General features: G+C 43.1%; 15 protein-coding genes and 2 pseudogenes. 11 read left to right on the top strand and 6 right to left on the bottom strand.

Features of this window, described 5'->3' with window-relative positions:
• The first annotated feature begins 7 nt into the window (after positions 1-7).
• Positions 8-1,003 carry an RNA polymerase sigma factor RpoS gene (gene rpoS, locus Xbed_RS01080; RefSeq protein WP_086111093.1) on the top strand — a complete coding sequence of 332 codons (996 nt, stop codon included), beginning with the start codon at positions 8-10 and terminating at the stop codon, positions 1,001-1,003.
• A 238-nt stretch (positions 1,004-1,241) separates the two neighbouring features.
• Here rpoS and miaE read toward each other — a convergent pair whose 3' ends face one another.
• Positions 1,242-2,045, bottom strand: a complete 804-nt coding sequence (gene miaE, locus Xbed_RS01075; protein WP_086111092.1) for a tRNA isopentenyl-2-thiomethyl-A-37 hydroxylase MiaE — start codon at positions 2,043-2,045, stop codon at positions 1,242-1,244.
• A gap of 2 nt (positions 2,046-2,047) precedes the next feature.
• The gene (gene mutS / locus Xbed_RS01070; RefSeq protein ID WP_086111128.1) at positions 2,048-4,567 is read right to left on the bottom strand and encodes a DNA mismatch repair protein MutS; all 2,520 of its coding nucleotides are present in this window, start codon (positions 4,565-4,567) and stop codon (positions 2,048-2,050) included.
• A gap of 578 nt (positions 4,568-5,145) precedes the next feature.
• Between mutS and Xbed_RS19655 the strand changes: the two genes are divergently transcribed.
• On the top strand, positions 5,146-5,316 hold the full coding sequence (locus tag Xbed_RS19655; RefSeq protein ID WP_167371848.1) for a hypothetical protein: 171 nt from the start codon (positions 5,146-5,148) through the stop codon (positions 5,314-5,316).
• Here the strand turns inward: Xbed_RS19655 and Xbed_RS01065 are convergent.
• A pseudogene (locus Xbed_RS01065) lies at positions 5,313-5,766 on the bottom strand (Fic/DOC family protein). The gene Xbed_RS19655 and the pseudogene Xbed_RS01065 sit on opposite strands and share 4 nt — an antisense overlap.
• 102 nt (positions 5,767-5,868) lie before the next feature.
• Positions 5,869-6,471: a plasmid pRiA4b ORF-3 family protein gene (locus tag Xbed_RS01060; RefSeq protein ID WP_086111091.1), complete on the bottom strand. Its 603-nt coding sequence runs from the start codon at positions 6,469-6,471 to the stop codon at positions 5,869-5,871.
• Between the two features lie 227 nt (positions 6,472-6,698).
• Between Xbed_RS01060 and map the strand changes: the two genes are divergently transcribed.
• From map to yjiA, 5 genes are all read left to right on the top strand, one after another.
• A complete protein-coding gene (gene map / locus Xbed_RS01055; protein ID WP_167371847.1) occupies positions 6,699-7,508 on the top strand; it encodes a type I methionyl aminopeptidase in 810 nt (269 codons plus the stop codon).
• A gap of 301 nt (positions 7,509-7,809) precedes the next feature.
• Positions 7,810-9,306, top strand: a complete 1,497-nt coding sequence (locus Xbed_RS01050) for a phosphoethanolamine transferase (protein WP_167371846.1) — start codon at positions 7,810-7,812, stop codon at positions 9,304-9,306.
• A gap of 261 nt (positions 9,307-9,567) precedes the next feature.
• Positions 9,568-11,721 carry a carbon starvation CstA family protein gene (locus Xbed_RS01045; RefSeq protein ID WP_086111089.1) on the top strand — a complete coding sequence of 718 codons (2,154 nt, stop codon included), beginning with the start codon at positions 9,568-9,570 and terminating at the stop codon, positions 11,719-11,721.
• A 68-nt stretch (positions 11,722-11,789) separates the two neighbouring features.
• On the top strand, positions 11,790-11,993 hold the full coding sequence (locus Xbed_RS01040; protein WP_047962587.1) for a YbdD/YjiX family protein: 204 nt from the start codon (positions 11,790-11,792) through the stop codon (positions 11,991-11,993).
• Positions 11,994-12,081: 88 nt separating this feature from the next.
• Positions 12,082-13,047, top strand: a complete 966-nt coding sequence (gene yjiA, locus Xbed_RS01035) for a GTPase (protein ID WP_086111088.1) — start codon at positions 12,082-12,084, stop codon at positions 13,045-13,047.
• A gap of 320 nt (positions 13,048-13,367) precedes the next feature.
• Here yjiA and Xbed_RS01030 read toward each other — a convergent pair.
• Positions 13,368-13,934: pseudogene (locus Xbed_RS01030) on the bottom strand (tyrosine-type DNA invertase); the annotation flags it as partial.
• 907 nt (positions 13,935-14,841) lie between these two features.
• Positions 14,842-16,167 carry an SLC5/6 family protein gene (locus tag Xbed_RS01025; protein ID WP_086111086.1) on the bottom strand — a complete coding sequence of 442 codons (1,326 nt, stop codon included), beginning with the start codon at positions 16,165-16,167 and terminating at the stop codon, positions 14,842-14,844.
• A 764-nt stretch (positions 16,168-16,931) separates the two neighbouring features.
• On the opposite strand from Xbed_RS01025, the gene Xbed_RS01020 reads away from it, so the two are divergent.
• From Xbed_RS01020 to Xbed_RS01005, 4 genes are all read left to right on the top strand, one after another.
• The gene (locus Xbed_RS01020; RefSeq protein WP_086111085.1) at positions 16,932-17,978 is read left to right on the top strand and encodes a 3-oxoacyl-[acyl-carrier-protein] synthase III C-terminal domain-containing protein; all 1,047 of its coding nucleotides are present in this window, start codon (positions 16,932-16,934) and stop codon (positions 17,976-17,978) included.
• A 582-nt stretch (positions 17,979-18,560) separates the two neighbouring features.
• The gene (locus Xbed_RS01015; RefSeq protein ID WP_086111084.1) at positions 18,561-19,232 is read left to right on the top strand and encodes a CsgG/HfaB family protein; all 672 of its coding nucleotides are present in this window, start codon (positions 18,561-18,563) and stop codon (positions 19,230-19,232) included.
• Positions 19,233-19,253: 21 nt separating this feature from the next.
• The gene (locus Xbed_RS01010; RefSeq protein WP_086111083.1) at positions 19,254-19,625 is read left to right on the top strand and encodes a DUF4810 domain-containing protein; all 372 of its coding nucleotides are present in this window, start codon (positions 19,254-19,256) and stop codon (positions 19,623-19,625) included.
• Positions 19,625-20,287, top strand: a complete 663-nt coding sequence (locus tag Xbed_RS01005; RefSeq protein WP_086111082.1) for a DUF799 domain-containing protein — start codon at positions 19,625-19,627, stop codon at positions 20,285-20,287. Before Xbed_RS01010 ends, Xbed_RS01005 begins: the two co-directional genes overlap by 1 nt.
• The last annotated feature ends 43 nt before the right edge of the window (positions 20,288-20,330 follow it).

Genomic DNA, 20,330 nt, shown 5'->3' with positions numbered 1-20,330 from the left:
GCAGCTGATGAGCCAAAGTACGCTTAAAGTTAATGAGTTGTATGATGAGGCGGATTTAGACGAAAATAGCACGGAAGCTGATGACTTTGATGAAGCGTTGCTGAAAGACGAGGATGATGTAGCCAATCTTGATGAAGATTTGGATTTGTTGCAAGGGGTAAACCAACGAGTTCTTGATGCGACACAACTATATCTTGGCGAGATTGGTTTTTCTCCTCTGCTGACAGCAGAGGAAGAGGTTCTTTTTGCCAGACGGGCCCTTCGGGGGGATATTGCTGCACGTCAACGCATGATTGAAAGTAACTTGCGGTTGGTCGTTAAAATATCCCGTCGATATAGCAATCGGGGATTAGCGTTGCTGGATCTGATTGAAGAAGGTAACCTTGGTCTTATTCGTGCGGTAGAAAAATTTGACCCTGAAAGAGGTTTTCGTTTTTCTACTTATGCGACATGGTGGATACGTCAAACCATTGAACGAGCCATCATGAATCAGACCCGCACAATTCGTCTGCCTATTCACATAGTCAAAGAGTTAAATGTCTATTTACGTACTGCAAGAGAACTGGCACATAAATTGGATCATGAACCCAGTGTCGAAGAGATTGCGGAAAAACTGGATAAATCCGTTGAAGACGTGAGCCGTATGATGCGGCTGAACGAACGCATTACTTCTGTCGATACGCCAATTAGTGGTGATTCAGATAAAGCCTTGTTGGATATTTTATCTGATGAAAACGACTCAGGGCCGGAAACAACCATTCAAGATGACGATATGAAACAGAGTATCGTTAAGTGGTTGTTTGAACTGAACGCGAAACAGCGTGAAGTTTTGGCTCGACGTTTCGGTTTGCTTGGATACGAAGCAGAAACATTAGAGGATGTTGGGCGAGAAATAGGATTAACAAGGGAAAGAGTTCGTCAAATTCAAGTTGAGGGATTGCGTCGTCTTAGAGATATATTGCATACCCAAGGCTTGAATATAGAATCATTATTCCGTACTTAATTGTATTTATACTTAATAGATTTCAATTTACTGTGAGGTGGAAACTAAACGAATTTCCAGAAGCAGAGGTCATTGTGTGCCTGGAAAGAGTACATGTCACCCCAAATGGTTCATTGAAAGATATAAAAGTATATTCAGTGGTAACCCAAAGGTGGGCATATTTAGCCCACCTTTTATTTTTCTTTCACTTATCCATCTATTTACTTATTTATATTTTCATTCTCATTTGGTCTTCCATTCATCTATTTTCGATAATGGGAATGCCACTATGAAATTTAAAATCATGATCCGGGGATTGAATAAGTTCTGCTTCAATTTTCCCGAAATAACTCACCCTTGCTGTAATATCTTCTTTAGATATCAATTGAGCCAGCGCCAGATAGTCTTGATAATGGCGTGCTTCTGAGCGCAGCAGAGAAATATAAAACTTGCCCAAATCTTCATCCAGATGAGGAGCCAGTTTTGCGAAACGTTCACATGAGCGCGCCTCAATATAGGCACCAATAATCAGCTTATCCACCAACGTATAAGGTTCATGGTTGGTAATGTGTTGAAACAGGGACTTGGCATAGCGGCTGGCACTGATACTGTCATAGCTTATGCCTTTGGCATCCATGATCTCCAATACCTGATAAAAATGGTGTAATTCTTCCTTAATCAACAGCACCATCTTATCAATTAAATCCTGACCATACGCTGATTTTGCCCGTGCGGTAATTTGCTTGGTAACCTGACTTTTTCCCTTTAGGGAATGAATATCACCTATTTTTTTATAAGCAAAGTCTTCGTAGGGCTGAAACCATGCCAGCAGAGTATCAGCACTTTCAGGATCAACGGCATATTTGCGAATTAGGAACATGGCGCTTTGCGCCGCTTTCAATTCGCACAACAGGTGATCACGCAGTAAAACCGGCAGGTTTTCAGGCTGCCGGGCTTTTTCTACCCACTGTTCAGGGGTTTCGCACTGTAAGAATTGATAAATGGGTGATAACAAGCGGGTATCAAACTTTATTGCCGCTCCATTTATTCCTGCCTCATTCATGGCTACACCATATCTTTCAACCGATAGATCCATTCCAGTGCCTGACGTGGTGTCAACGTATCTGGATTCAGGTTCTCCAGTGCTTCTACTGCCGGAGACGTTTCTTCTGCCAGTAAGGTCAATTGCGGTGTATCGACGTGACTTGCCGTCGCGTTATTGGAGAGCGATTCCAGTTCTTTCAGTTTTTGCCGTGCACGTTTAATGACATCACGGGGAACGCCAGCCAAAGAAGCGACCGCCAGCCCATAGCTCTTACTGGCTGCCCCTTCCTGTACACTGTGCATGAAGGCAATGGTGTCGCCATGTTCAACGGCATCCAGATGAATATTGACGACCCCTTCCAGTTTTTCTGGCAAGGTTGTCAGCTCGAAATAGTGAGTGGCAAACAGGGTCATCGCCTTGATGCGGTTCGCCAAACTTTCGGCACAGGCCCAGGCAAGGGATAATCCATCGTAAGTTGAGGTGCCACGACCGATTTCATCCATCAAGACCAAACTGTATTCGGTCGCATTATGTAAAATATTGGCGGTTTCGGTCATTTCCACCATAAATGTAGAACGCCCCGAAGCCAGATCATCAGAGGCTCCTACGCGGGTAAAAATACGATCCACGGGACCGATGATTGCTTTTTCGGCAGGGACAAAACTCCCAATATAGGCCAGCAGCGTAATCAAGGCCGCCTGACGCATATAGGTACTTTTACCTCCCATATTCGGCCCGGTGATAATCAGCAAACGGCGCTGTGATGAAAGCGTTAATGGGTTAGAAATAAAAGGCTCACTCAATACCTGTTCAACAACGGGATGGCGGCCTCCCGTGATTTGAATGCCGACTTTATCTGTCAGTGTCGGGCAGGTGTAATTCAGCGTTTCGGCACGTTCGGCAAGATTCGCCAGCACATCCAGTTCTGCCAGCGCTTCGGCACTGGCCTGCAATGCAGCCAGATGAGGCAGTAACAAATCAAACAATTCTTCATACAAGGCTTTCTCAATGGCAAGTGCCTTGCCTTTGGACGTCAGCACCTTATCTTCATATTCCTTTAATTCAGGAATGATATAGCGTTCCGCATTTTTCAGCGTCTGGCGGCGAACATAATGGATTGGTACTAAATGGCTTTGTCCACGGCTGACCTGAATATAGTAGCCATGCACTGCATTGAAGCCGACTTTCAGAGTCTCTATGCCGAGCTTCTCACGCTCACGGATTTCCAGCTTGTCCAGATAATCGCTGGCACCATCGGCCAATGCCCGCCATTCGTCCAGTTCGACGTTATAGCCGGTGGCAATCACACCACCGTCACGCACCAGTACGGGAGGTGTTTCGACAACCGCATTCTCCAGCAGGGTCTGAAGTTCATCAAAATTCCCCACCCGCTGCTGTAGTGCCTGAATATAAGGAGAGTCGGAAGATGCCATGATCTGATGAATATCGGGCAATTGTTGAAAAGCGTGACGCATTCTGGCCAGATCACGGGGACGGGCGGAGCGGAGCGCAAGACGGCCAAGTACACGCTCTAAATCACCAACCTGACGCAAAAATGGCTGTAGCTCATAGCCCATTTCCTGTAATGCGGAAATGGCTTGCTGGCGATTTTCCAGTATATCTTTATTGCGAATCGGGGTATGCAGCCAGCGTTTCAGCATACGGCTGCCCATTGGCGTCACGCATTGATCGAGTACAGATGCCAGTGTGTTCTCAGTGCTGCCGGAGAGATTCAACGTCAATTCCAGATTGCGGCGGGTAGCGGCATCCATAATGACCGTTTCTTGCTGACGCTCCATCGTCATATTACGTATATGGGGCAGGGCGGTACGCTGAGTATCTTTGACATACTGCAACAAACAACCCGCCGCACGTAATGCCAGAGTGGCTTTTTCCACACCGAAACCAATCAGGTCACGGGTTCCAAATTGCAGATTTAATTGCTGCTTTGCTGTATCCAGCTCAAATTCCCACATTGGGCGGCGGCGCAGGCCATGACAGCGCTCAATCAGCGCCATATGCCCAAATGTTTCAGGGTAAAGCAATTCTGCGGGACGGGTACGTTGCAATTCTGCGGCAATGGTCTCTTCGTCGGCCATTTCGGAGACACGGAAACGACCGGAAGTGATATCCAGCGTCGCGTAACCAAAACCCTGGCTATCATGCCAGATGGCGGCCAAAAGATTATCCTGACGCTCTTGCAGCAAAGCCTCATCAGTCACGGTGCCGGGGGTTACAATTCGCACAACCTTACGTTCAACAGGGCCTTTACTGGTTGCCGGATCACCAACTTGTTCGCAGAGCGCGGCAGATTCACCGAGTTGTACCAGTTTTGCCAGATAGTTTTCGATCGCGTGATAAGGAACGCCTGCCATAGGAATGGGCTGACCAGCCGATTGACCGCGTTTGGTTAGCGAAATGTCCAGTAACTTTGCCGCCTTTTTGGCATCGTCAAAGAACAACTCATAAAAATCGCCCATCCGGTAAAGCAGCAGAATATCTGGATGCTGCGCTTTCAGGCGCAGATACTGCTGCATCATGGGAGTATGGCTATCTATATCCTTTGCTGGGGATTCTTTGATATTGATTTTATTCAATTCTATTATTCCTGTTGACTCAGTTGGGCCATCGACGCTCAGTCAACCCATCTAAATGACAAAACCTAAAATACCCTTCGTCTTTCAAGTTGCCGCTTGGTTGGCTGCGCGGCATTTTGAAATTCCTTGGGTATATAATCAGCTAAGGATGGAACGTTAATGCACCTCATCCTGGGCGAAAACGCTATCTTATCACTGATAATCTGAGTGATTCATCTGTGGATTCGATTAGGAAGATTTTGTTTTTAGGTTAGCAGGATTACTCGCAGGAATGTATCAGATTTTTTCACTATTCAGCAGGATTGCGAAGCGGCTCGATTAATTTCCAATCACTCAACGGCATGAAAAAACCACTTCATTCAAAATGGTTATCCTTAGGTTTATTACCAAACCAAGGTATAATATCTGTATCTATGTCATTAGAAAGCAGTCACTCTATTTGACGACGGCTTGCCATTTCAATGAGTTCAAGGGTTTATATTATTTATCCTATTGAATCAAATAGACAAATGAGAAAAGTAATGAATTCTAACCATAAACTTATGAGTAGTTATACCAAACCCACTCGATCCCAGATCGCTCGCACAGTTGCCACATCAACTGCCATTGAGACAGGGCAAGATTCTCGTCGTATTGAAGAAGAGCTTAAGGCTAAACGTGAGAAATTCGCTCATTTAAAGCTGGCGGGTTAATGACCTTTTAGTGCTTCAGTGACCAAATGTTTCATGGGTTCATAATTCATATTCAAGCCAGCGTGGATTGCAGCAATATATTGGATTTTGTTCTGTTCCCAGCTTTCATAGTCCAATGGCTGTAAACCACTTTGTACTGCCATCACATCTGCCACTAAGCGAGATAAACGCCCATTTCCTTCCCTGAATGGATGAATCAGTATCAGTTCAACATGAACGGTGGCGATTGCCTCTATAACTTGTATTTTAGTCATGCCTGAGCATGGTGATCGTGATTTGTTCAGTTGGAAATTGCTCTTCAAAGATGATTTGATACAACTTTTCTAATAATACCAGTTCAGCATCATTAATATCATCAGGATCAGAAAGGTTGAGTTTGTTGACTAAAACTTCCCCATCTGAGCCATCCGCAAATTTGCCTTCGCTGTTAGAAACGCGATATCTGTTCATTAAAAATTTCCGGTTGGTGTGAATGCCACGGTCAGCTTTATAGAGTGTATTACGCTTAGAAACAATTGTTAATTATCAACGTTAATGTTCTGATGCATCATATTAGAACAGCGATAAATAACGATCCCTTGACCAACGATAATAGGAAGCCAGCATATTATTGACCTCTTCTATATTGAATTTTTCAGGGGAAAAAATCTTGTCAGAAGAAATGTCAGATTTGCCATTAACCCATTTAAACATGGCCTGATAATCTTTATGGCTGGGTGCTTTAAGGATATCAATCAGTTCCATATAGCTATATATGCCACCGCAATTTTCCGGAGGGCAGGCTCGTTGACCTTCAACACAGAAAATCGGGGTGGGGAGTTCTTCCGGGGAATAGTGACTGTTTTCTAGGATGATTTCATGTTCCCAGCCGTCACCAAAATCATAAAGATACGTGAATTTACTGCCTTTTCTTTTGAGTAATGCATCCAGTTTAACTTTCCCCTCTTCTTTGCCGTCTTCCGGCTCTTCGGGCATTTCAGTGAATCGCTTGATACCAAAAGCAAATTGATGTAAATGACTGTCATTCCATCCCATGACAATTTGTATCACATCGTGTAGTCGATCCAGGGAAATATGGGATGGAACGACAAAACGACGCCATATGCAGGGACTCATCTCTGTAAGCGTTATTTTCAACAGGTAGAACTTTTCCATTTCTCGTCCTTCTAAGCTGATGGATTGGCTGAGAAATCAGCATCATGTTGAATTATTACCATTATAGTATGGTGTGGTTTAGTGAGAGTACGACCCCTTTTTAGCAATTTTTAGGTGCAATATAAACCATTTATTGACCTTCTTGGGCCATGCTGGTTTGAGTTGTGCACTGATGCAGGTACATTATTAAAGCGGAATTTACATAACTTGAATTAAGAGAAAAACAGATGACAAAAAGTAACGGAATATTGATCAAGGATGCGGAAGAAATAAAAAAAATGGAAGTGGCTGGACGTTTGACGGGACAGGTGCTTGAAGCGGTGCGCCCGATTATCGTACCGGGTATAACGACGCTTGAAATCGATTCATTTTGCCATGATTACATTATCAATACCCTGGATGCGATACCCGGTAGTCTGGGGCAATATGGCTTTCCCTATACGGTCAATACTTCAGTGAATCACGTTGTTTGTCATGGTTGGCCTTCTGAAAAGAGGCTGAAAAATGGGGATATCGTTAACGTCGATGTGACAGTTAAAAAAGCAGGATATTACGGCGACAGCAGTGTCACATTTTGTGTCGGTGACGTGCCATCCCATGCCCGGCGTTTAGTTGATGTGACTCAGGAATGTCTCTATAAGGCGATTAAGATAGTGAAACCGGGTATCACGTTAGGGGATATCGGTCATACGATACAGCAGCATGCTGAAGCACATAATTACACCGTGGTGCGTGAATATTGTGGACATGGAATTGGCAGCAGTATGCATGAGGAACCCCAAGTCCTGCATTATGGCCGGGCTGGTGAAGGTGCAATGCTGGAAGAAGGCATGACTTTCACGATTGAACCTATGATTAACCAGGGTAAAAAGGATGTTAAAATGCATAAAGACGGCTGGACAGTAACAACCAAAGATCGTCGGTTATCAGCGCAGTTTGAACATACCATTTTGGTCACCCGTGATGGCTTTAAGGTACTGACTTTGCGGGATGAAGAACGTGAGGCTTTTGCGCGTTTCCTATCAATCACTCAGTAATCTGCATTCTATTGAGTGATTATATATACCCAATACTGAACAATGGTATTGGGTAGACTTGTCTTCTTTGTGTGTGACTATATTGTGTGCGGCTAAAATTGCGCAAAACTGGATTTTTGAACAGCATCTGTTGGTGGGTGTTTGTTCGAAAAAATAATGGATTTTTTTAAGTATAAACTTATCTCCGGATAGATAAAATTACAGGATAACTATGTCTCTGCTTTATAAAAATAAGAACCTCTCTTGTTTCATTGTACTCTTTATTCTTATTTTTCTGATACATAAATGTTTAGGCTATCAATTGAAACTGATATATGTCTTTAGTGCCTATTCATTCTTTTTATTTATGGCCGCCGTCAGTAAAAGAATATATGTCTGCTTGATCGCCTTCTTTTCCCTTGTGGGAATGCTCTACACACCCATTGGTCTCAATTATGGTTATCCAGATATTAATGCAGTAGGCTCATTAATTTATACGAATCAGAACGAAACATTGGAATATATCAGCGGACTTTCTGTATCGACTTACTTAACCGCCATAGCGATTTTTGTTCTGATGATATTTTCTTTTAAATTAAATATCACCTTATCAGCTAAAAGTAAAAAAGGGTTACTGGCCCTGTTCTTTATTTCTGCTTTCTGGTCACCCGTTAAAGGCTATATCAAATCGGGTTTTGAAGATCGTTCGGAACTCTTGGAAACCAGTTTACCTGAAGCGCGTTTTTTCAGTGATGCCTACCGAAGTTATACGGAAGTTATGTCTGAAAATAGTCGATTTGCCAAGATTATTAAATATCATGATGATTGGAAACCTGTTGTCAAAGAAGAAAAATATGACACCTATATTATGGTGATTGGCGAGAGTGTCCGAAAAGATTTTCTGAATGCCTATGGTTTTCCGAATAAAAATACGCCGTGGTTGGATAAAACCCATGCAACCCTTTTTACCCATTATATTTCTGCTGCCCCATCAACACAGTTATCGCTGACAAACTCGTTGGCAATGCGTGACAGAAATGAAATTCAATTGAATAACAGCCTGGTTTCACTGGCGAAAAAAGCCGGGTTTGAAACTTATTGGCTTTCTAATCAGGGCATGAAAGGCGGGTTTGATTCTCCCGTGGCACTGATTGGACAACAGGCCGAACATTATACTTTTTTAAAGGAAGGCGGCTCCGATGATCGCAGTTATCTGCCGGATGAGAATTTATTGCCTTATATCCGCAAGGCGTTGGTGAAAGAGAAACGGAAAAAACTGGTTGTCATTCACTTAATGGGGTCGCATCCACAGCCTTGTGCCAGAACCAACGAGCAGTACAGCCACTATTTTCATTCCCAAAACATCTCATGCTACGTCCAGAGTATCCAGAATACGGATACGTTACTGGCTGAAATTGAACATATTGCCAGTCAAAACCAATTGCATTGGACCATGCTCTATTTTGCGGATCATGGGCTGTCTTTTGTGAATAAGAATACCGATGACGAGAATGTGACACATGACGACAGTCATAAACAGAACTACCAAGTCCCCTTTATCCTCACTGGTTACGATTATTCCAATAAAAACAGCGGATTAAACCCGTCTGGCAAAACTGAGATCGATGCTCAACGCAGCGGATTACACCTTTTATTCATGTTGTCTGCATGGCTGGGCGTCGAGGAACCCCGTTTGGTATCCGAATGTCATTGGTTTTCTAATCAGGAATGCCGGAATCAACACACCGTGATTTCGTTTAGTAACGAGTATAAAGACTTTAATCAACTGATGGATGATGAGATTAATTTTGGTTTGTGAACAGTGAGTTACTTCACAAAACCGGGGCAGTGTTCCCTGTGCCGGAACCACTGATTGGGGGATTCTGACCGCTTAATGTGGTATTCAACCGCTGGCTCAGATCCTGCCAATATGGCAAGGGCGAGTTTTATATCATAGGGCAGTGTGGCGAGGAGTATCTACCGCTTTCTTTCGGGACATCATCGCGTTCGTTGGCGTGTGGCGAAGGAAGGAGAAATAAAGAGTGACTTGCTGTTCGTCTTACCTTGAGAAGGAAGTTTTATGAACAATAATAAATGGTTAAAACATATCCCCTGGATGATATTGGGGATCATTGGCGCATTTTGCCTTGGTGTTGTTGCGCTGCGTCGGGGAGAACATATTAGTGCGTTATGGATCATTGTCGCTTCCGTAGCGGTTTATCTGGTTGCTTATCGGTATTACAGTCTTTATATCGCCACCAAGGTGATGAAACTGGATGCTAGTCGGGCAACCCCTGCGGTCGTCAATAATGATGGTCTGAATTATGTTCCGACCAACAAAAATGTTCTGTTTGGTCATCACTTTGCGGCCATTGCGGGAGCTGGGCCACTGGTGGGGCCGGTGTTGGCGGCTCAGGTAGGGTATCTGCCAGGCACATTGTGGTTGTTGGCTGGGGTGGTACTCGCCGGTGCAGTGCAGGACTTTATGGTGCTGTTCATCTCTTCCCGCCGCAATGGTGCATCGCTGGGTGAAATCATCAAAGAAGAAATGGGACGGGTGCCGGGAACCATCGCCCTGTTTGGTTGCTTCTTAATCATGATTATCATCCTGGCGGTACTGGCTCTGATTGTCGTGAAAGCCTTGGCAGAAAGTCCGTGGGGAGTATTTACGGTTTGCTCTACTGTGCCAATTGCGCTTTTCATGGGGATCTACATGCGATATATCCGTCCGGGGCGGGTGGGTGAAATCTCCGTGATGGGTATTCTGATGCTGGTTGCCGCTATCTGGTTCGGTGGCGTGGTTGCCGCCGATCCTTATTGGGGACCGGCGCTGACGTTCAAAGATACGACCATCACTTATGCACTGGTGGGTTATGCGTTTATCTCTGCATTATTGCCAGTCTGGTTAATTTTGGCGCCGCGTGACTATCTGGCGACTTTCCTGAAAATTGGGGTCATTGTTGGTCTGGCGATTGGCATTGTTATCCTGAATCCTGAACTGAAAATGCCTGCCGTCACCCAATATATCGATGGTACAGGGCCGGTTTGGAAAGGTACGCTGTTCCCCTTCCTGTTCATTACTATCGCTTGTGGTGCGGTCTCTGGTTTCCATGCCCTGATTTCTTCGGGTACAACGCCTAAATTGCTGGCTAACGAAAAAGATGCACGATTCATTGGTTATGGGGCGATGTTGATGGAATCGTTTGTGGCGATCATGGCACTGGTTGCGGCATCCATCATCGAGCCGGGCTTGTACTTTGCCATGAATACACCTCCGGCAGCACTGGGGATTACCATGCCTGATCTGCATAATTTGGGCACGGCAGAGGCACCCATGATCATGGCTTCCTTGAAGGAAGTGACCACTCACGCCGCCGCGACCGTCAGTTCCTGGGGCTTTGTGATTTCGCCAGAGCAGATTTTGCAAACGGCAAAAGACATCGGTGAACCGTCTGTCCTGAACCGAGCCGGTGGTGCACCAACCTTGGCGGTAGGTATTGCCCATGTGTTCCATCAGATCATCCCTGCGGCGGATATGGGCTTTTGGTATCACTTCGGTATCCTGTTTGAAGCCTTGTTTATTCTGACGGCTCTGGATGCAGGGACACGCTCCGGTCGTTTCATGTTGCAGGATCTCCTGGGTAACTTTGTTCCGTTCCTGAAAAAAACAGACTCTTTGATTGCAGGCATTGTCGGTACAGCGGGCTGTGTGGGTTTATGGGGTTACCTGTTGTATCAAGGTGTGGTTGATCCATTGGGTGGTGTTAAGAGCCTGTGGCCACTGTTTGGTATTTCTAATCAAATGCTGGCCGCCGTTGCGTTAGTCTTGGGTACCGTTGTGCTGATCAAGATGAAACGGACCAAATACATTTGGGTAACGGTTATTCCTGCGGTTTGGCTGCTGATTTGTACGACATGGGCGCTGGGTCTGAAATTGTTCAGCGATGACCCACGGCTTGAAGGTTTCCTCTTTCTTGCGAAAGAGTATAAACAGCGGATTGCTGAGGGTGGCGCAGAATTAACGGCTCAGCAAATCAGCAACATGAACCACATTGTGGTGAACAACTATACCAATGCGGGCTTAAGTATCCTGTTCTTTGTGGTGGTGTACAGCATTATTATCTATGGGATCAAAACGGCGATAAAAGCGAGCAAAATCCCAGAGCGTACCGATAACGAAACACCTTATGTTCCGGTTCCAGAAGGTGGGGTGAAAGTTTCTTCAACGCACTGATATAGATGACGGTATATACCCTGCATAATCGACTTCGTATTATGTAGGGTATTTTTCGGAGGATAATGATGTTTGGTAATCTGGGTCGGGCGGGTAAATATTTGGGGCAGGCAGCCCGTATGCTGGTGGGGGTTCCTGACTACGACACCTACGTACAGCACATGAAAGAAAATCATCCTGATAAACCTTATATGACCTATGAAGAATTTTTCCGTGAACGCCAGAATGCCCGTTATGGTGGTGATGGAAAAGGGGGGATGCGTTGCTGTTAGCGAAAATGAAAAATGATGGCGTGAATGGAAAGAAAAAACGATAAGTCAGCGAAAATTATTGAGCGTAACCCATCGGCAGGAAACGAAAATGCAACCCATATCAGTCACGATCCTGACCGGTTTTTTAGGATCAGGCAAAACGACGCTACTGCGTCATATCCTCAACGCTAATCATGGTCATAAAATCGCCGTCATCGAAAACGAATTTGGTGAAGTGCCCATTGATAGTGAATTGATTGGTGATCGCGCCACTCAGATTAAAACATTAAGTAACGGATGTATCTGCTGTAGCCGCGCGAATGAGTTGGAAGATGCCCTGCTGGATTTATTGGACAGTATGGATAAAGGGCAAATCTATTTTGATCGCCTGATTATTGAGTGTACTGGCATGGCTGATCCGGGGCCGATTACCCAGACTTTCTTCTCGCATGAAGTCCTGTGCCAACGCTTTTTACTGGATGGCATTATTACCCTGGTGGATGCGGTTCATGCGGATCAACAGTTGGATCGCTTTTCCATTGCACAATCGCAGGTGGGGTATGCGGATAAGATTATCCTGTCGAAAACAGATATTGCTCCAGAGCATCATGCTTTAATCGCGCGTTTACAGCGGATTAATGCTAAGGCTCCCATTCATAACGTCATTCAAGGTCAGGCTGATTTAAGTGTACTGTTCGATATTGAAGGCTTTATGCTGAATGACAAACTGACCGTTGCGACACCCGTGTTCCGGTTCGCTCCCAATCAACAAAATACCGTCCGATCGATTGTTGTTAACTTAACGCAGCCGGTTGAGCTATCAGAAATCTCCGGTTTAATGGAGGAGCTGCTGCTGAGTTTTGCGGACAACCTGCTGCGTTACAAGGGAATTCTTGCCATCAAGGATGAGTCACGACGATTGCTGTTTCAGGGAGTGCAGCGCCTGTATAGCGCGGATTGGGACAGAGAATGGCGTGATGATGAAGTGCGTGAAAGCGTGTTGGTTTTTATTGGCATGGATCTGCCGGAACAGAAAATCCGCGAAAAGTTTGCAAGACTGCTTGTAGAATGGTGATCGGTTGTTTTTTCTTCCTTTTTGAGCAGTGAAAGAGTTTATATGAATTCGCTGCTCGTGTTTAAATAGAAGTTTATTTTATATTTTTTCTTTCAAATCTAAAGTCATGTGAAAAAATATAGCAATATATTAACAAGCCTCAAACAACAAAAAACAAAATCTATTCATAAACTGAATTTATCATACGCATAAAATAACGATTGATTTAGATTATCGTAACTTGTTTGTTTTATATTCCGGCAATCTCCACAAGTAAGTTAGTGGAGATTGTTGCAATAACATGTCATGTTAGTGAAAACAGCAAAGAAAAATAAAACAATTTATTTAGCTTGCGTCTCCCAAATTCTGGAAAAACGTTTCACATTGCTGGCAGTATAAATCACAGTATGTGAAATATTACGATGTCCAAGATAATCCTGAATCAGACGTGTATCACGGCCGAGATCTGCTAATGCATAACCACAGGCGTGTCTTAGCATATGGGGATGAGGAGAAACGCTGACAGACGCCTGTTTTCCATAACGTTTCAGTAAACCATAGACTTGCTGCCGTGAAACCGCCCCCGATTTCTGGGAAAGAAACACCCAGGGTGAATCGGCTTCCCGCCATTTTTGGCGAATATTAAGCCATCTTTTCAATGCTTCAATTTCTTCCGGGATCAAGGGATGAGTGGTTGAAAGCCCACCTTTTAACCGCCTGATATGAATAATTGCTGAATTTAGGTCAAGATCAGACAGGCATAGATTACATAGCTCACTGACTCTAAAACCGTGAATGAAACACATTAATAGCATGCAGTAATCCCGTTCTGCATGGCGTCCTTGTTTTGTTTCTGCCAAAATTGCGTCTATTTCGTATCGGGTCAAAAATTTACGTTGCTTCATGAAATTATCGTTCCTATGAAATCAGAGAGATTATTTGTGAATCGCAAGGTATTTAAGCCAAACGAATACAATAAGCCATCAGTATTTTTTGAATATGATTGGCAAAATACCAGATTAATTTAATTGGAGTACCGCAAATAAAAAAACTTGCGTCTTCTGTTCGTCTTATTTTTCATGGAAATACTAATTGAAATCGTATAAATACGTGCTATTGGATTCTGAAGTACAGAATGGGGCAATCATAAATAGAATTCCACATAAAAAAACTTTTCTATTGAATTTTACAACTAATCATTTTTCCTGATTTTAGTTCTAGTTTTTTATTCTTTTAAATTTCCTTTTAAGTGTATTGTTTTTGTATTTTTACTGCATTTAGTGAAAAAAGTAAATGATTTATCTAAGTTGTTTATATAACGCCACACTTTTGATTAAAAATCACTCGCAATGTGTGTGTTTTGGTTTAATATTCTGATTTAAAATGAAATATTGAATTTTTATTTTGTAAGTTAAAGGCAATTTGATAATTAATGGAGGGAGGATTTTGGAAAATCGAGGGGAATCAGGGAGAGATACTTAGCTGGATTGGGTCAAGATACAAAATTTAAGTTAAGTAAATATCATTGGTTATTATTTCAAAAGTGAATTATTTGGGTTAAGATCTTAAAATATAATTTATTCTTATCTAATTAGTGAAATGTAATTAAATAGATGCATTTATAATTAATTAAATATATCTCAGTCGCCTTGTAAGTTGCTATTTTTCTGGGAGTTTGTTCCCGTGCCGTTGCACGGAATCTTGCAATCTCTCTTTCTCTCCGAAAAGGGACTCCCGCCGAGATAAGGCGGGAGAGGAATTTCGACGGTATGCTTTCTCACACCAACATCGTCTTAAGCACAAATTTTGCGCCTATCATGAAAAAGCCAGAAAAGGGGAAACGCATAACAAGATCCCGGTAAAGATGATCAAGATGAGCGATGCCCCTTTATACTGATGCAGGCTGGGTACTTTGCAAACCAGATAGGCGGGGATTAAGCAGCCAACGATGCCAAAGATTGGGCTACAGATGGAAGTGAAACTTAATACAGGCACATTCAGGATGATGGCGCCCCATGCCAATAAAATGGCAAAAACCATGATGCCTTTTTGCACCCAGTTTTCATTGATCTTTTCGACTGGCATCAGGCGGCCCAGAATATTCATGGCAATACCCTGACTGGCTTCACGGAAGCCGAGATAAACGCCAAAAAAAGCGCTCATCACAGCGAAGATATTGAGCATAATACTCACGACAATGACCCAACCGCCGGGAAAGAACTGGGCCGCAATCGCCAGGGCAGAAATGTTCTGTTCATAGGCTTTGACGGCTTCATCGTGCCCCATTGCCAGCGTAAAAGAGACGGCATAGAAAAATACAGTACAAAACAGAATACCAAAGGCAATATTCATGGCCCTCAAAGCCTTGTGGCGGGCAACTTCACGGTTTTTCTCCCGGTTGCGGTAAGAAATGACCATCGGACTCAGGGTTTGGATAAACAAAATAGAGGTGAGCGTAAAAGGCAACGTGATAATGGCTTGTTTGATTAATAATCCAAAAGGCGGCAATACTCCGATATTGTACAAATGCCACATGCCTATCATGGAAAGCCCCAATGCGGCGACAACAAACAATTTTGTCATTACCATCAGACTGGATATTCTGAACAGCAATCGTTCACCTCGGGAAGAAATCGCGACCAAAATACAGATTAACCCCAGCCCATAAAAGGGATTATGCGACATTAATTCATCGGTGATGCCAAAAGTTTGTAGGTAAGAGGCACTGTCATTGGTGATGGCGGTGGAATAAACAAACATCCAGATCACCAGCATAATAAAGTAGAGAACCCCCAATAAAATGCCCCAGTTTTTACCGAGATAGCCACTGATGACACTGGGATAATCTTTGCATTCTGGTGATTCAGCCAGTGTGTTGATGAAAAGTCGTTGAAAAAGATACATGGCGGGGTAGCCAATAATGGAAGAAAGCAGGAAAACCCACAATCCCATCAATCCGACCTGAACAGGCAGGAAAACAATTCCCGCGCCGATTGCCATGCCAATACTCATGATAACCCAACCGATATCGGTATTGTCGAACCTTACCGCTTCTTTCCATTCATCCTCCGTCATGCCGGCGCGTTTGGCTGCCAGAGATAAGTGGGGCATGACATCATTGTTTTTTGTTGCTGCTTTCATAATAGTGCTCGCTTACATCTTTGGTGCTTTAAATCTTCCATCTCATCCGATTGCTGAGAGAACAACGTCTTCATAAAGAAGAAAGGGCTACTTGTTTCTTCAGTGAACATCTCGTCTTCAGTGAAAAACCGCAAAGGGATGCTGTGCAAAAAAGAAAACGGATTTTCTTATATCGTATTGATAAATATGAAAATTTAATATTTATGAGAAGGTTATGATGAGTATTTGTGATATTAATAATTGAAACAACCAGAAAGAAAAGTTGTGTGCTTTATCACGCGTGTATGAGTTCAAAACACCCTGTCAGTATTAAATCCTTTTTATTGTTAATATTATGATGCAGTTCAGCATATTAATCTAGATTTTTTTACCGGTGAAATGTCATGAGACCTGTCTTGCTTATCAGTACTCCCGTTGAGGAAGAGGATAATACACATAATAAACGCTTTATTATTGTGGTTTTTGTTAACAAAAAAGAGTTTTGATAAAATAAAATAATTAACCATTAAGTTTTGTAACATTACAAATATATAAAGATGGTTTGTCATGCTTTATAAAAAATAAAAATGTGCTAAAAATATTGCAATATAAAATTACTTCATGATGTGAATGTTATTTATAGAGATGAATATTTTTAAGGTAAGTTTCGGATATAGATCTACAGTGATAACAACAGAAATGATGTAATGGAAGAACATGTATGCATGGATGAAATATTTGCATGAATATTAATGATATTTAATCGCTATTTTAAGGATGTTTTCATGAGAATTGCTGGAGTTTCTGGTGTATTGCCATCAAGATGTATGACTAATCAGGATATTATTGCATTAATCGAAAAAAAATCTAAAAGAATTTTTCAAGGTAATCTTACAAAGACGCTAAAAACGATTGAAAAATTATTGGATAAAACGGGTATTGAAAGTCGATATTGGCTAGGGGAGGGTGAAAAACCCATGCACCTTATGGAGCAGGCTTTTGATCAGGCGTTGAAACAGGCAAATATCAGCAAATCAGACATCGACCTGTTAATTTATCCCAACGTGCTCCGGGGTTTCATTGAACCGGCAAACAGTACTTTTGTTGCCAAGGCATTGGGTTTGAACTGTCGTAACTATGATGTCGTTGATGCCTGTAATGGCTGGATAACGGCAATGGATGTGATCAACAGCAAAATGAAGGCAGGTGAAATACGCCATGCAGCGATTGTCAATATGGAATTTGGCATGTCTGAAGATGGCCCCATAATTAAAAATTTCGCCCTGAACTCTTCCGATGAGTTAGCGTATAAATTTCCTAGCTATACCATTGGTGAAGCCGCTTCTGTCACCATACTGAATAATAAATCAATTGATAATTTTAAATTTGATTATATCAGTCGGCCTGACTTAAGTGATTTATGCAATATTACTTTGCCAAATTGGAAATTGTTCTGCAATGACAGTGACGTTGAGCGTATTTTGTCATTTAAGGGAAACTACCAATTTAACTCTTATGGGGCAGCCTTGCATGAACATGCCGGCTATGAAGCCCCCAATGTATTCAGACAGCATAATATTGACCGCCGTGATCTCCATAAAGTTTTTGCCCATACCAGTTCGCCGACGATGTGGGATCGATTTGGCAACGAGATCCAGATTGCGGATAAAATTCATCATATCGGTCAAAAGACGGGGAACATTGTTACGGCGTCTATTCCATTTGGCATTGCGGACGCTTTGCAACATGGGCAGGTGGAAAGAGATAAACTCTGTATGGGCTGGGCAGGCAGCGGTGGCATGGTTTTTTCTGCCATGTCATTTAAATTGTAATTTCTATTAATATGGTCAATGAAGTAGGTTGATTTTGTTTTTTACTGTTTGAAATAATATTTTTAGCTTAATTTTTCCCAATCACCCATAATTCAAATCACCAATAACGAAGTGGAAAGATCATGCTGATTTTTCCACGTAGTGTATTTTATGTAATAACCGCAGTTAGCATTAATCCATTCACAATGTAAGTGAATCAATGTACCCATTTTTTAATTAAATGACATTTCAAAATTGTAGAACACTTCCTTACTCCCCGCTGCGCGGGGAGTAAGGAATCTTCGGAATTTCAGTGTATCACTATTATGAAAACTTATTTAAAATGGTAGGGTACTCCCTTATTTCCCGCCGTGCGGGGAATAAGGAAGCCTCGGAATTTCAGTGCGTCACTATTATGAAAACGTATTTGAATAGACATTTACTATAACAATATTTATTATTCCACGGTTTTTATGCTCACAATAGCCGCCTGTACAAAAAATCGGGCACGCTTAGGCCCAATGGATTTCAGGATGCCGCCAACAAAACGGCAACTGGAAAGACGACGGGCGTATTTGATCACTCATTAAGGAAGACATAATAATGAAAAGTAAACTCACGTTAGCCTCGCTTTGCCTGGCTTCTCTTATGTTGGCCGGTTGTGCGACAGAATCTTCGTCAACACTTTCGGTACAAAAAGTCACTTCTTATAAGACCACTTATACCGGTATTCGCAGCCCAATCGCTGTGGGTAAATTCGAAAACCGTTCAAGCTACCAGAACGGCATTTTCTCTGACGGCATTGACCGTTTAGGCAACCAGTCAAAAACCATCCTTGTGACTCATTTACAACAAACGGGACGTTTTAACGTACTGGAACGCACCAATATGGCTGAATTGCAAGCAGAAGCGGGTTTACAGGGCAAGGCCCAGAAATTGAAAGGGGCTAACTATATTATTACGGGTTCCGTGACCGAATTTGGCCGCAAAGAAGTCGGCGATCATCAATTATGGGGCATTTTAGGTCGTGGTAAATCACAGGTTGCCTATGCAAAAGTGATGCTGAATGTGGTTAATGTTGAAACTTCCGAAGTGGTTTTCTCTTCCGCCGGGGCAGGAGAATACCAACTTTCCAGTCGTGAAATTATTGGGTTTGGCGGTACTTCCAGCTACGACTCTACCTTGAATGGCAAGGTATTGGATCTGGCGATCCGTGAAGCTATCAATGATCTGGTCGGCGGTATTGAAAATGGTTCATGGAAGCCAACCAACTAATTAAACAGGGAAAAAAGCCGTATGTTTTTGATGAAAAAAACCGGGATGTTGTTTGGCACACTATTATTGATGGGATGTGGATTGGTGGGATGTGTAAAAGCACCTGACACCCTGTATGTGTGGGGAGATTATCAGCCAACCCTTTATCAATATTACCAGCAGGATAAAACGGGGCCACAGGAACAGCTTCAGGCATTGCAAAAAGTGGTTGAACAAGCCAAGGCCAAAGATAAACTGGTTCCTCCGGGTTTGCATGCCCAAATGGGGCTGCTTTACAGCAAAATCGGTCAGATCGAGGATGCTTTCCAGCAGTTTGAAATAGAGAAAAACTTATTTCCTGAATCGGCGCCTTACATGGATTTTCTGTTAAGCAAGAATAAGGGAGTGAAATAATGAACCGTTTTCTGGGGGCTATCGGTGCCTTATTATTGCTGGTACTGGCAGGATGCGCCAAACATCAGCCGTATGATTATTCGGCATTGAGGGAAAGTAAACCTAAATCCATTCTGGTCTTGCCCGCCGTCAATAAATCCGTGGAAGTACAGGCTTCCGGCAGTTTACTGTCTCAGGTGACTTATCCACTGGCAGAATCCGGCTATTATGTTTATCCGGTGGCGGTGGTTGAAGAAACATTCCGCCAAAATGGGGTAACCGAAGCGCAGGATATCCATAATCTCAGCTACAAAAGACTGCATGACATTTTTGGGGCTGATTCCGCGCTCTACCTGAATATCACGCAGTACGGCACGCAATACCAAATTATTAACAGTGATACCCGTGTCAGTGCGATAGCTCGATTGGTCGATTTGCGCACGGGTAAACAATTGTGGAATGGTGTCGCGACAGCCTCTTCCACAGAAAATGATAATTCTTCCAGCGGTGGTCTGGTAGGCATGTTGGTAGCGGCAGCCATTTCCCAGATTGCAAATACCATTACGGACAGAAGCCATGACATTGCGGGTATTACCAGCAATCGCCTGTTAAGTGCGGGCGGATACGGTCGCTTGCTGTATGGCCCACGTTCTGAATTCTATGGCAAAGAAAAATTTGAATGATAAGTGTTGATTAAATTGAACATGCCGCGATTCTATCTGCGGC

The organism is Xenorhabdus beddingii, assembly GCF_002127545.1.
Classification (GTDB): Bacteria; Pseudomonadota; Gammaproteobacteria; order Enterobacterales; family Enterobacteriaceae; genus Xenorhabdus; species Xenorhabdus beddingii.
The sequence above is the reverse complement of the archived record's forward strand: the minus strand, read 5'-3'. Positions and strand labels throughout refer to the sequence as shown.